Annotated in this window: 11 protein-coding genes; 8 read left to right on the forward strand and 3 right to left on the reverse strand. The window is 58.3% G+C overall.

The features are described from left to right. Positions 1 to 41 precede the first annotated feature (41 nt). The 7 genes from ACMXYJ_RS19635 (at position 42) to fabI (ending at position 10,011) form a co-directional block, all read left to right on the forward strand. A complete protein-coding gene (locus tag ACMXYJ_RS19635; protein ID WP_415756514.1) occupies positions 42 to 1,496 on the forward strand; it encodes a transglycosylase SLT domain-containing protein in 1,455 nt (484 codons plus the stop codon). Between the two features lie 317 nt (positions 1,497 to 1,813). Beyond that, a complete protein-coding gene (locus ACMXYJ_RS19640) occupies positions 1,814 to 3,646 on the forward strand; it encodes an extracellular solute-binding protein (protein ID WP_415756515.1) in 1,833 nt (610 codons plus the stop codon). Beyond that, positions 3,643 to 5,484, forward strand: a complete 1,842-nt coding sequence (locus ACMXYJ_RS19645) for an extracellular solute-binding protein (protein ID WP_415756516.1) — start codon at positions 3,643 to 3,645, stop codon at positions 5,482 to 5,484. The genes ACMXYJ_RS19640 and ACMXYJ_RS19645 overlap by 4 nt, the downstream gene beginning before the upstream one ends. A 4-nt stretch (positions 5,485 to 5,488) precedes the next feature. Then, positions 5,489 to 6,562 (forward strand): microcin C ABC transporter permease YejB, encoded by a 1,074-nt coding sequence (locus tag ACMXYJ_RS19650; RefSeq protein WP_415756517.1) that lies wholly within the window; start codon positions 5,489 to 5,491, stop codon positions 6,560 to 6,562. A gap of 1 nt (position 6,563) precedes the next feature. Next, a complete protein-coding gene (locus tag ACMXYJ_RS19655) occupies positions 6,564 to 7,583 on the forward strand; it encodes an ABC transporter permease (protein WP_415756518.1) in 1,020 nt (339 codons plus the stop codon). 1 nt (position 7,584) lies between these two features. Continuing rightward, a complete protein-coding gene (locus ACMXYJ_RS19660; RefSeq protein WP_223430832.1) occupies positions 7,585 to 9,195 on the forward strand; it encodes an ABC transporter ATP-binding protein in 1,611 nt (536 codons plus the stop codon). A gap of 21 nt (positions 9,196 to 9,216) precedes the next feature. Next, positions 9,217 to 10,011 carry an enoyl-ACP reductase FabI gene (gene fabI / locus ACMXYJ_RS19665; protein ID WP_008152082.1) on the forward strand — a complete coding sequence of 265 codons (795 nt, stop codon included), beginning with the start codon at positions 9,217 to 9,219 and terminating at the stop codon, positions 10,009 to 10,011. A gap of 76 nt (positions 10,012 to 10,087) precedes the next feature. Here fabI and ACMXYJ_RS19670 read toward each other — a convergent pair whose 3' ends face one another. Next, on the reverse strand, positions 10,088 to 11,332 hold the full coding sequence (locus ACMXYJ_RS19670; RefSeq protein ID WP_415756519.1) for a hypothetical protein: 1,245 nt from the start codon (positions 11,330 to 11,332) through the stop codon (positions 10,088 to 10,090). 349 nt (positions 11,333 to 11,681) lie between these two features. Beyond that, positions 11,682 to 12,548, reverse strand: coding sequence for a LysR family transcriptional regulator (locus ACMXYJ_RS19675; protein WP_415756520.1), 867 nt, complete (start codon positions 12,546 to 12,548; stop codon positions 11,682 to 11,684). Positions 12,549 to 12,659: 111 nt separating this feature from the next. Between ACMXYJ_RS19675 and ACMXYJ_RS19680 the strand changes: the two genes are divergently transcribed. Next, positions 12,660 to 13,085 carry a VOC family protein gene (locus ACMXYJ_RS19680; RefSeq protein WP_415756521.1) on the forward strand — a complete coding sequence of 142 codons (426 nt, stop codon included), beginning with the start codon at positions 12,660 to 12,662 and terminating at the stop codon, positions 13,083 to 13,085. Here the strand turns inward: ACMXYJ_RS19680 and ACMXYJ_RS19685 are convergent. After that, a complete protein-coding gene (locus ACMXYJ_RS19685; protein ID WP_415756522.1) occupies positions 13,054 to 13,653 on the reverse strand; it encodes a GGDEF domain-containing protein in 600 nt (199 codons plus the stop codon). The two genes, ACMXYJ_RS19680 and ACMXYJ_RS19685, sit on opposite strands and share 32 nt — an antisense overlap. Between the last annotated feature and the right edge of the window lie 29 nt (positions 13,654 to 13,682).

Below are 13,682 nucleotides of genomic sequence, written 5' to 3' on the forward strand. Positions count from 1 at the left end.
AGAATCGCCCGACATTTTTGCCCGGAACTTACTTCCAGCCAATGTCGTCATCTATACGTAAAGCCATCAATTCAGACGCATTGACCCGCTTGGCTCAAGCCATTGCGGTGGCTGTGTCCGCCTCTCTGGCGGGCTGTTCAAGCCATGTGCCGCAGACCGACGCGACACACACTCCGAATATCGCCGCCCGGGCCAAGCAGAAACCTATCTGGCTCAGCGAAAAACCGACTCCGCAAATTCCGCAAGACGTCTGGGAGCGCATGCGCCAGGGCTTCCAATTGCAGGACAACGTGGGTGTCAACCCGCGCATCGAGCAACAGCGCCTGTGGTTCGCCAGCAACCCGTCCTTCCTCGAAAACGCCGGCGAACGCGGCAGCCTCTACATTCACTACATCGTCGAACGCCTTGAAGAACGCAACATGCCGCTGGAACTGGCGCTGCTGCCAGTTATTGAAAGCGCCTACAACCCGATGGCCTATTCCCGGGCCAACGCGGTTGGTTTGTGGCAATTCATCCCTTCCACCGGGCGTTACTTCAACCTGCGTCAAACCCGTTTCTATGATGGCCGTCGCGATATCACCGCCTCGACCACCGCGGCCATGGATTACCTGACCCGCCTGCATGACATGTTCAACGGCGACTGGCTGCTGGCCCTGGCGGCCTATAACGCCGGCGAAGGCACGGTCAGCCGGGCCATCGAGCGTAACGAAAAGCTCGGCTTGCCGACCGATTACTGGAACCTGCCGCTGCCGGCCGAGACCCAGGCCTACGTGCCAAAGCTGCTGGCCCTGTCGCAAGTGGTGCTGGCACCTGAAGCCTACGGCGCGAACTTGAACCCGATCGCCAACGAACCGTACTTCCAGGTCGTCGAAATCAACCAGCGCATGGACCTGTCCAAGGTTGCCGCGGTGGCGAACATCGACGAAGACGAACTGTTTCAGCTCAACCCGGCCTTCAAGCAGCGCACCACCATCGATGGCCCCCAGCATTTGCTGGTGCCAACGTCCAAGGCGCAGCTGCTGACCGCCAGCCTGTCGACCATGCGTCCTGAAGAGTTGATCAGCAAGAAGCCGCTCAAGCCGGTATTCGAAGGCTCGGACGACTCCGAACTCGCCAGTCTCAAGCGCGCTTACCGCGTTAAACGCGGCGACAACCTCGGCACCATCGCCAAGGCCAACAAGGTCGACATCAAGGACCTGCAGCGCTGGAACAAGCTGACCGGCAAAAACCTCAAGGTCGGCCAGACACTGGTCATGCAGGACACCACGAAGCGCTCTTCCGGACGCGTCAACACTGTCGTAGCCGCGAACAGCAAAGCCAACAGTAAAGCTGACAAACAGAAGTCGCAGACCCAATACAAGGTCAAGCAAGGCGATTCGCTGTACATGGTAGCCAAGCGTTTCAACGTTGAAATGCAGCACCTCAAGCGCTGGAACCCACGTGTTGGCCAGGCGCTGAAGCCAGGTCAGATGCTGACGGTGGCTTCGCCACGCTAAAATGAGCCCCTGATTTCAGGGGCTTTTTTTGCCTGCGTGTTTGAGGTTTTTGTGGCGAGGACACTTACCCCAATACACCGAAATCCTTGTGGGTGCGAGCTTGCTCCGGGCGGCGTTCCGACGATAGCAGTTTTACATTCAACACGCAGTTGCCTGTCAGTCCGCTATCGCGAGCAAGCTCGCTACCACAGTTTCTGCGCCCTATCGGCCCATCGCGCCAGCAATTAACCCCGCATTAAGTCCTGTCTTTTTCCTGTCGATACAAGCTGTTACTGTACGGGCCACAAAGCCCAAGCCGCCTGGATCGGATCCCTGACTTGAAGCGTCCCCTCCTCCTGCTCCTGATCAGCCTGGCCTTGAGCTCCCCCGCAAGCGCGACGATCAGCGAAAGCCATGGTTATGCGCAGTTCGGCACGCTCAAGTACCCGGCCAGATTTACCCACTTCGACTGGGTTAACCCGCAAGCGCCCAAGGGCGGTACGTTGCGGGTGATGGCGTTTGGCACCTTCGATACGCTCAATCCCTACACGTTCAAGGGTTCAAGCCCGGTTTCCACGCCGAATTTCCTGCAGTACGGCATCAACGAGCTCAACGAACCGTTGATGGTCGGCACCGGCCAGTACGCGCCGTCCGGCGATGAACCGACCTCCAGTTATGGCCTGATCGCCCAATCGGTGGAGTACAGCGAGGACCGCAGCTGGGTGGTGTTCAATCTGCGCCCCGAAGCGCGTTTCCACGATGGCACGCCGATTACCGCCTATGACGTGGCGTTCTCCTACCGCTTGTTGCTCAAGGAAGGCCATCCGCAATACCGCACCAACCTTCAGGAAGTGTCGCGGGTCGACATCCTCAGCCCGCAGCGCATTCGTTTCGTCTTCAAGCGCGCCGGCAATCCGTTGCTGATCCTGCGCCTGGGCGAATTGCCGGTGCTGCCTCAGCATTACTGGAAGGGTCGTGACTTCAAGGCCACCACCTTCGAACCGCCACTGGGCAGCGGGCCGTATCGCATTACGTCGGTAGAGCCAGGACGAAGAATCATTTTCGAACGGGTCAAGGATTACTGGGGCAAGGACTTGCCGGTCAATCGCGGCAAATACAACTTCGATCGCATGGAAGTCGAGTTCTACCGCGACAGCGACGTGGCCTTCGAAGCGTTCAAGGCCGGTGAGTTCGACATCTACATAGAGCACCAGGCAAAGAACTGGGCCAACGGATACAACTTCCCGGCCGTGCGCCGTGGAGATGTGATCAAGGCGCAAATCGCGCACCAGATCCCGACTCAGAGCCAGGGCCTGTTCATGAACACCCGGCGGGCATCCTTCACCGAGGCCAAGGTCCGCGAAGCGCTGGGGCTGATGTTCGACTTCGAGTGGACCAACCGCACGCTGTTCAGCGGCGCCTACAAGCGCGCCATGAGTTACTACCCCAACAGCGAGTTCTCCGCCACCGGGCTTCCGGTCGGTCACGAATGGCTGTTGCTCAAGCCCTATCGCGATCAGTTGCCCGCCAAGCTGCTCACCGAGCCGTTCAGCCTGCCGCAGACCGAAGGCCGCGGCATTCCGCGGGAAACCATGCGCAAGGCCCTGGAACTACTCGCCGAGGCCGGCTGGAAGCTCAACGGTCAACGGCTACAGAACACCATCGGCCAACCGTTGCGTTTGGAGATCCTGCTGGTCAACCCGAACCTGGAGCGCATCCTTCAGCCTTACGTCGAGAACCTCGCCAGCATCGGCATCGACGCTCGGCTGCGCACGGTCGATCGCGCCCAGTACAAACAACGCCTCGATCAGTTCGATTTCGACATGATCCTGATGACCCTCAACCAGACGCTCAGTCCGGGCCTGGAACAATGGCAGTACTTCCATTCCAGCCAGGTCGGGGTCAAGGGCAGCAAAAACTACGCCGGTATTGCCAATCCGGTGGTCGACCATTTACTCGAACAATTGCTCGCCGCCCAGACCCGCGATGAACAGGTCGCCGCCGGCAAGGCCCTGGATCGGGTGTTGCTGTGGCAGCACTACATCATTCCCAACTGGTACCTCAATTATCACCGCCTGGCCTACCGCAACCGGTTCGCCTTCGTCACCACGCCGCCCTACACGTTGGGCCTGAGCGCGTGGTGGCTGAAATCTTCGGAGAAAGATCGATGAAACCCGTACGCACCCTGCTCTTGCAGGCCAGCGGTCTGTTGTTCGCCGGGCTGGCCTGTGCCGCCCCGCAACATGCCCTGACCCTGTACAACGAGCCGCCGAAATACCCGGCCGATTTCAAACATTTCGATTACGTGAACCCGGCCGCGCCCAAGGGCGGGATCTTCCGTCAGGCCGGTTTCGGCGGCTTTGACAGCCTCAACCCCTTCATCAACAAGGGTGTCGCGGCCGACGACATCAGCATGATCTACGACACCCTGGCCAAACAGGGCCTGGATGAACCGTTCACCGAGTACGGCCTGGTCGCGGGCAAGATCGAAAAGGCCCCGGACAATAGCTGGGTGCGTTTCTACCTGCGCCCCGAAGCGCGCTTCCACGACGGGCATCCGATGCGCGCCGAGGACGTGGTGTTCAGTTTCCAGACCTTGATCAAGGACGGCGCGCCGCTGTTCCGCGGTTACTACAGCGATGTCGAGGAAGTGGTCGCTGAAGATCCGCTGACGGTGTTGTTCAAGTTCAAACACAACAACAACCGTGAGTTGCCGCTGATCCTCGGCCAGTTGCCGGTATTGCCCAAGCATTGGTGGGCGACGCGCGATTTCACCAAGGGCAACCTGGAAATACCGTTGGGTAGCGGCCCGTACAAAGTCAGCGAAGTGAAGGCCGGGCGCTCAGTGCGTTATGAGCGGGTCAAGGATTACTGGGCCAAGGACCTCCCGGCGAACCGCGGGTTCTACAACTTCGACGTGATGACCACCGACTACTACCGCGACAACACCGTGGCCCTGGAAGCGCTCAAGGCCGGGCAGTTCGATTACTGGCTCGAAATGGCAGCCAAGAACTGGGCCAACGCCTACAACATTCCGGCCGTCACCGAGGGCCGGTTGATCAAGGAACAGATCCCCAACGGCAACCCCACCGGCATGCAAGGCTTTGTCTTCAACCTGCGCCGCCCGGTGTTCCAGGACGTGCGCGTGCGCCAGGCCCTGACCCTGTTGCTGGACTTTGAATGGACCAACAAGCAACTGTTCAACGGCGCTTACGCGCGCACCCGCAGTTATTTCGAAAATTCGGAAATGGCGGCCAGCGGCCTGCCGGACGCCGATCAACTGGCGATCCTCGACCCGTTTCGCGGCAAGATTCCCGAGCAGGTGTTCAGCGAGGCGTTCCAGAACCCGGTGACCGACGCCAGCGGGATGATCCGCGCCCAGCAGCGCAAAGCCTATCAACTGCTGCAAGAGGCGGGCTGGCGGATCGTCGATGACAAGATGGTCGACGCCAAAGGCAAACCGGTGACCATCGAGTTCCTGTTGGCCCAGACCGAATTCGAGCGGGTGCTGCTGCCGTTCAAGCGCAACCTGAGCGACTTGGGCATCGACCTGGTGATCCGCCGGGTCGACGTCTCGCAGTACATCAACCGCGTACGTTCACGGGACTTCGACATGATCGTCGGCAGCTTCCCCCAGTCCAATTCACCGGGCAACGAACAACGCGAGTTCTGGATGTCTGACGCCGCCGACAAACCCGGCAGCCGTAATTCCATGGGCCTGAAAGACCCGGTAGTGGACCAGTTGGTCGAGCAACTGATCAACGCCGATTCGCGCAAAAGCCTGGTGGCCCATGCCCGCGCACTGGACCGCGTGCTGCAATGGGGTTATTACGTGATCCCCAACTGGCACATCAAGACTTGGCGCGTGGCGTACTGGAACCACATCGGCCACCCGAAAATCTCACCCAAGTACGACATCGGCATTAACACCTGGTGGGTCAAGCCCGACGCCAAACCAGCGGTAGAAGTCGAAACCAAACTGCAAGCCGACCCTGCGGGCACGGAGTAATCAGATGCTGGCGTATATTTTTCGGCGACTGCTGCTGATCATCCCGACATTGCTCGGCATTTTGCTGATCAACTTCGTGATCATCCAGGCCGCCCCCGGCGGGCCGGTGGAGCAGATGATCGCCAAGCTCGAAGGTTTCGAAGGCGCCACCAGCCGCATTGCCGGCGGCGGTGCCGAAGTCTCGGTGGCGGGCTCCGCCTATCGCGGCGCCCAGGGCCTGGACCCGGCACTGGTCAAGGAAATCGAGCACATGTACGGCTTCGATAAATCGGCGCCGGAACGCTTGTGGATCATGATCAAGAACTACGCCACCCTGGATTTCGGCGACAGCTTCTTCCGCGACGCCAAGGTCATCGACCTGATCAAGGAAAAGATGCCGGTGTCGATCTCCCTCGGGCTGTGGAGCACGCTGATCATGTACCTGGTGTCTATCCCGCTGGGGATCGCCAAGGCGACGCGACACGGCAGCCACTTCGACGTCTGGACCAGTTCGGCGATCATCGTCGGCTATGCGATCCCGGCGTTCCTGTTCGCCATCCTGCTGATCGTGGTGTTCGCCGGCGGCAGCTATTTCGACTGGTTCCCGCTCAGAGGGCTGACCTCCAACAACTTCGACGAGTTGAGCATGGGCGGCAAGGTACTCGATTACTTCTGGCACCTGGCACTGCCGGTGACGGCGCTGGTGATCGGCAACTTCGCGACCATGACGCTGCTGACCAAGAACAGCTTCCTCGACGAAATCAACAAACAGTACGTGGTCACCGCCAAGGCCAAGGGCCTGACCCATCACCGCGTGCTCTACGGCCATGTGTTCCGCAACGCCATGCTGCTGGTGATCGCCGGGTTCCCGTCGGCGTTTATCGGCATTTTCTTCACCGGCTCGTTGCTGGTGGAAGTGATCTTCTCCCTCGACGGCCTCGGGCTGATGAGTTTTGAGGCGGCGATCAACCGCGATTACCCAGTGGTTTTTGGCACGCTGTTCATCTTTACCTTGCTCGGCCTGGTGGTAAAACTCATCGGCGATCTTACATACACCTTTGTCGATCCGCGCATCGACTTCGAAAGCCGGGAGCATTGAGATGAACCTGTCCCCTCTCAATCGCCGACGTTTCGAACTGTTCAAGGCCAATAAACGTGGCTGGTGGTCGCTGTGGCTGTTTCTGATTTTGTTCGGCGCAAGCCTCGGCGCCGAGCTGATCGCCAACGACAAACCGCTGGTGGTGCACTACGACAACGGCTGGTACTTCCCGGCGCTCAAGCGTTACCCGGAAACCACCTTCGGCGGCGAATTCCCGCTGGAAGCCAACTACAAGAGCCCGTACATCCGTGAACTGCTCAAGGAAAAAGACGCCTGGGTCCTGTGGGCGCCGATTCCCTACAGCTACCAGAGCATCAACTACGACCTGAAAGTCCCGGCCCCGGCGCCACCCTCCACCGACAACCTGCTGGGCACTGACGATCAGGGTCGCGATGTGCTGGCGCGGGTGATTTATGGCTTCCGGATTTCGGTATTGTTCGCCCTGACGCTGACCATTCTCAGCTCGATCATCGGCGTGATTGCCGGGGCCTTGCAGGGTTTCTACGGCGGCTGGGTAGATTTGGCCGGGCAGCGTTTTCTGGAGATCTGGTCCGGGCTGCCGGTGCTGTACCTGCTGATCATTCTCGCCAGTTTCGTCCAGCCGAACTTCTGGTGGTTGCTGGGGATCATGCTGCTGTTCTCGTGGATGAGCCTGGTGGACGTGGTTCGCGCAGAATTCCTGCGAGGGCGTAATCTGGAATACGTGCGCGCCGCGCGGGCGTTGGGAATGCAGAATGGTGCGATCATGTTCCGCCACATTTTGCCCAACGCCATGGTCTCGACCATGACCTTCATGCCGTTCATCCTGACTGGCGCCATCGGCACCCTGACCGCCCTGGATTTCCTCGGCTTCGGTTTGCCGCCTGGCGCGCCGTCGCTGGGTGAGCTGGTGGCCCAGGGCAAATCCAACCTGCAAGCGCCTTGGCTCGGCATGAGCGCGTTTGCTGTGCTGGCGTTGATGTTGAGTTTGCTGGTGTTCATCGGCGAGTCCGCTCGCGATGCCTTCGACCCGAGGAAGTGAAATGAATCAGGACAATCTGATCGAAGTGCGCGACCTGGCCGTCGAATTTGTCGTCGGCGAGCGCGTTCAGCGGGTGGTCGAAGGCGTGAGCTTCGATATCAAGCGCGGGGAAACCCTGGCGCTGGTGGGTGAAAGTGGTTCCGGCAAATCGGTGACCGCCCACTCGATCCTGCGGCTGCTGCCCTACCCGCTCGCCCGGCATCCGTCCGGGACCATCGAGTACTCCGGGCAGAACCTGCTGAGCCTGAAAGAGAAAACCATCCGCCACATCCGCGGCAATCGGATCGCGATGATCTTCCAGGAGCCGATGACCTCGCTCAATCCGCTGCACTCGATCGAGAAGCAGATAAACGAGGTGTTGAGCACCCACAAAGGCCTGATCGGCAAAGTCGCGACCAAGCGCACGCTGGAGCTGCTGGAAATGGTCGGCATCCCGGAGCCCGAGAAGCGCCTCAAGGCCCTGCCCCACGAATTGTCCGGTGGCCAACGGCAGCGGGTGATGATTGCCATGGCCCTGGCCAACGAGCCGGAACTGCTGATCGCCGACGAACCAACCACCGCGCTGGACGTAACCGTTCAGCTGAAAATCCTCGAATTGCTCAAGGAATTACAGGCCCGATTGGGCATGGCGTTGCTACTGATCAGCCACGATTTGAACCTTGTGCGAAGAATTGCGCATCGCGTATGTGTCATGCAGCGCGGATGCATCGTCGAACAGGCATCGTGCGAAGAGTTGTTCCGCGCACCGCAGCATCCGTACACTCGGGAACTGCTGGCAGCGGAGCCCAGCGGCAAGCCGGCGACCAATGTAATTGGCCCGCCGCTGCTGCAAGTCGAGGACCTGAAAGTCTGGTTCCCGATCAAGAAAGGCTTTCTGAAAAAGACCGTCGACCACATCAAAGCGGTGGACGGAATCAATTTCAGCCTGCCTCAGGGCCAGACCCTGGGGATTGTGGGAGAAAGCGGTTCGGGCAAGTCGACACTGGGTCTGGCGATTTTGCGGCTGATCGGCAGCAAAGGTGCCATCCGTTTTGAAGGCAAGCAGCTAGACTGCCTGACGCAGCAACAGGTTCGACCGCTGCGTCGGCAGATGCAGGTGGTGTTTCAGGACCCGTTCGGCAGCCTGAGCCCACGGATGTGCGTGAGTCAGATCGTCGGCGAAGGCCTGCGGATCCACAAGATGGGCACCGAGGCGGAACAGGAACTGGCGATTATTGCGGCACTCAAGGAGGTAGGTCTGGACCCGGAAACCCGGCACCGCTACCCCCACGAATTTTCCGGCGGGCAACGGCAGAGAATCGCCATTGCCCGGGCATTAGTGCTAAAACCGGCGTTGATTCTGCTGGACGAGCCGACATCGGCCCTCGACCGGACAGTGCAACGCCAAGTGGTGGAGCTTTTGCGTTCACTGCAAACCAAGTACAACCTGACGTATCTGTTTATCAGCCATGACCTGGCTGTCGTCAAAGCGCTGAGCCACCAGCTGATGGTGGTCAAGCAAGGCCAAGTGGTCGAACAGGGAGACGCGCAAAGTATTTTTGCGGCCCCCAAACATCCGTATACACAGCAGTTGCTGGAAGCCGCTTTCCTGGCCCCAGCCACTGCGCAATAACCTGAAAGAGAGGAGCAACACATGGGTTTTCTCGCCGGTAAGCGCGTACTGATCGTCGGTGTCGCCAGCAAGCTGTCCATCGCATCCGGCATCGCTGCCGCCATGCATCGCGAGGGCGCTGAGCTTGCCTTCACTTATCAGAACGACAAACTCAAGGGTCGTGTCGAAGAGTTCGCACAAAGCTGGGGTTCCAACCCTGACCTGTGCTTCCCGTGCGACGTGGCCAGCGATGAAGAAATCGCCAAGGTCTTCGTTGAGCTGGGCAAGAAGTGGGACGGCCTGGATTGCATCGTGCACTCCGTCGGCTTCGCCCCGGGCGACCAACTGGATGGCGACTTCACCGAAGCCACCACCCGTGAAGGTTTCCGCATCGCTCACGACATCAGCGCCTACAGCTTCGTGGCCCTGGCCAAAGCCGGCCGCGAAATGATGAAAGGCCGCAACGGCAGCCTGCTGACCCTGTCGTACCTGGGCGCCGAGCGCACCATGCCGAACTACAACGTGATGGGCATGGCCAAGGCTTCCCTGGAAGCTGGCGTTCGTTACCTGGCCGGCTCCCTGGGCCCGGACGGCACCCGCGTCAACTGCGTATCGGCTGGCCCGATCCGCACCCTCGCTGCTTCCGGCATCAAGAACTTCCGCAAGATGCTGGCCGCCAACGAAGCGCAAACCCCGCTGCGTCGTAACGTCACCATCGACGAAGTCGGCAACGCCGGCGCCTTCCTGTGCTCGGACTTGGCGTCCGGTATCAGCGGCGAAATCATGTACGTGGACGGTGGCTTCAACACCACGGCCATGGGCAGCCTCGAAGAGTAATCTTCGGTCAGCCAACTAAAAAACCCGCCTCCTGAGGCGGGTTTTTTATTGGTAGATGCCACTGTGTAAACAGCCTTTAGCTCAATATCCCGAGCATTTTTGGTTTGGGTGCGGTAGCCGAATCGATGCCGGTGACTATCCGCTGACTATCTCCTTGCACGATCAAACCACCCATGTGTTTAGACGGTTCATAGATAAAAACCCCATGATCCCCGAAGACAGGGTCAAGCTCACCACGACTCCCAACGCGTAACCAATAAGACTGCGCATTACGACCTGCGTGTCCGGCTGCGACAATTTTTCCATCTGACTGTAGTGCGACCGAAGTGCAAGTGACATGCAAGCCAGGCACATCAGCCTTAATATCGACCAGCAATCTACTGCCGTTGTTGAACGTCGGATCAAATGAGCCGTTGGGCGTCAGTCTGGATAAACAAGCCAAAAACGACTTTGGCCCCTCATATCCAACACAAATGATCAGATCCTCATGGACAATCAATTTGCCCATTACGTTATCGCCTTCCGCTTCCCAATACCCAGATGTACCAAATGCCGGATCAAGAGCACCGTTTGGCAAAAATCGAGCAATAGATTGTTTTCGATGTATTCCGTCGCTATCTATTCGCTGAACTGTTCCTCCCAGAAGAATTCTTTCACCACTCATGATCGCCACGCTTTCACCTTTTGTATCCTGGCCATTCAATCGTACGTCGATAAATCCGCGCCCTCCACCGAACTCAAGGTCCGCTTCGCCATTGTCCTGAAGACGATGGAGTACCGTTGCCTCGTAGACTATGTTGTCGTTGCTGTCCAGCATTGTGTAAGGGGCGGCTATCAGGATTTTGCCGTCGGCCTGCAAACATCCATCCGTGGGAAACAGGGTATAAAACTTGCCCGTTGTCGGAAAAGGAAGAATTCTGTTTCCAAAGATCAAATCTGGACTGCCATTAGTATTAAACCGAGCAATGGCGACACGTGGCTTTTCAACATCGTCTACTGCCCTGACGGCTCCGATCAGCAAAAACTTGCCGTCCGGCTGACGTATCAGTTGGACAGGCGCTGATACCATCCCGGGGGCGAAAGCCCACTTGGTTACACCGCCCAGCCCAAACTGATGATCCGGCGCGCCATCGGAAAAAACGCGGTACAACCAACATTCGTTAGATACCCAGACGGCATACACAATCGCCCCCTGAACATCCTCCACGATGCATCTGATTGATCCTGAACCGCTTGGAGCGTTAACCACACCGCCAACTCCAAAAGCAGGATCCAGTTCACCCGGCTTATCTTGAGGAACAGATTTGCTTTCAATGTTCATACTTTTAGTCCGTTCAAAGTTTGAAAGCTTCCTTTAAAGCTGGAAGTGAAAAGCGCACGCGCGCGAGTCACTATCGCTCTAAGCAGACTGTCGCAGCACCTGTGAAAAATGACAGTTCCAGTATCTTTGGAAGCCAATTCAGTATCCCCGCCGACCGTCAGGGAAGCAGGCAGCCAAAACACTAAAAAACCCGCCTCTTGAGGCGGGATTTTTTATGCCTGCGATTTGAGGTCTGATGTAAAACCCCTGTGGGAGCGAGCTTGCTCGCGATGGCGGAGTGTCAGTCGACATCCATTTTGAATGTCAGTCCGCTATCGCGAGCAAGCTCGCTCCCACAGGTGTTTGGTGTTTAGCCGGAAATGTGTGTCAGGCAGCTGGAAAACAGCTGCTGGATCGGCTGTGTGCGCTGGCTATAGCGCTGCAACAGGACGATCTCCCGATAGAACGTCAACTCCCCCAACGGAATGATCCGGACCTTCGCCCCGTACTCGAGCCAGAGCCCCGCCTCGGGTAGTAGCGACACGCCTAACCCGCATTCAACCATCTTCACGATGGCTTCCAGCTCATCCAGCTCCAAAGCCACCTGCACATCAATCTGCTGCTCACGCAAAAACCGCGTCACCAATCTTCCGCCAAACGAATTGCGGTCGTAACGCACATGCGGATGGCTCGCGAGTATCTGCAACGGCTCATCGCCTTCAAGGTCCGCTGGCACGATCAATACAAAAGGCTCCTTGCGGATGACCTGCGCTGACAGTTCCTTGGGCAATTCGAACGGCGGCTTGATCAGGATCGCCAGATCCACCTCACCGGTGTCCACCTGGCTCAACAGGTTCAGCGACACGCCGGGCACCAGTTTCGGTTCCAGCAACGGCGCCTGTTGCCTCAGTCGTAGCAACGCCTGGGGCAGCAGTCCGGTCTGGGCCGTGGCCACCGCGCCTATTTTCAACTCACCGCGATACTCGCTCACATCATCGCTGACCGCCATGCGGCTGAAGGTCTCCAGCATTTCCCTGGCCATCGGCAACGCCCGCTGACCTGCCGCATTGAGCAGGGCCTGACGTCCGGTGCGGTCGAACAAACGAATCCCCAGCGCCTGTTCCAGATTGCGAATCTGTGCGCTGACGGCCGACTGGGTCAGGCCGATGTGCATCCCGGCCGCGGCAAATGTGCCGTAGCGCGTCACGGCGATGAAGGTTTTCAGTTCCCGTAGCATGGCGTTCTCGATTAATCGAAATAATTTGAGCTCGATGCAAAAATTATCGTCTTTTAATCAAAAAGCACAGGGCTAAACTCAATCTGAATCCACACAGCCGAGGCACCTCCGATGCAACTCTCCCCTTTTCACTTGGCCATCCCGGTCTACGACCTGACGGCCGCGCGCAATTTTTATGGCGAAGTGTTCGGCCTGGAAGAAGGTCGTTCAAGCGATCATTGGGTCGATTTCAATTTTTTCGGCCATCAGTTGGTCATTCACCAGGCGCCGAAAAACGCCTCTCAAGAAGCCGCGCACACCAATGCTGTCGACGGTCATGACGTGCCAGTGCCGCATTTTGGTGTGGTGTTGGGGATGAACGAATGGGAGGCTCTGGCCGAACGCCTAAAAGCCCTCGATACCCGATTCGTGATCGAACCGGGCATTCGCTTTCTGGGGTTGGTAGGTGAGCAATCGACGATGTTTCTCTTCGATCCGTGCGGCAACGCGCTTGAGTTCAAGGCATTCAAGGAAGTAGGTCAATTGTTTGCCAAGTGAATACGTCGGCTTGTGCCAGCAGCTCCTCGATCGAGCCGGGAAGCTGAGGGTTGCACTCGAGTTGTCCGATGCTGAAGCGGATGTCATACCCACGATGCACCGTGGCATTGCGCTCTTCGAGTATTTCTTCGAGTCGCGCCCTGATCGCGGGTATTTCCACAACGCTTGAGCCGGTCAGCAACGCGACGAATTTGTCGCTGCCCAACCGGCCGATCACGTCGCTCTCGCGAAAGGCAATTCGCAGCACATCAGCGAAGGTTTTCAGGGCGTTGTCGCCCTCGGCACGACCATAGAGATAGTTGATGTGCTTGAAGTCATCAATGTTGAAGAGCAGCAGCGTCGCTGGCTTTTTCAGCTGTTGGCAGACATCCAGCCCTTGTTGGGCCAGCGCTGTAAAACCGTGTCGGTTGGAGAGCAGCGTCAACTCGTCCATGCTCGCCATCTGCACGCCCATCAGCTCCTCCTCGGCCTTGCGGGCCAGGTCACGCAGCAGCTCTCGCTCCTGCAGTGGCGTGCGCAACGGGTCGGCGCATGCGCCTGGTTTTACCGGTTTGCCTGGGATCAGCATTACTCACTCCATTGGCGGGTATATTTCTT

The organism is Pseudomonas arabinosi, from assembly GCF_047758675.1.
Lineage (GTDB): Bacteria > Pseudomonadota > Gammaproteobacteria > Pseudomonadales > Pseudomonadaceae > Aquipseudomonas > Aquipseudomonas arabinosi.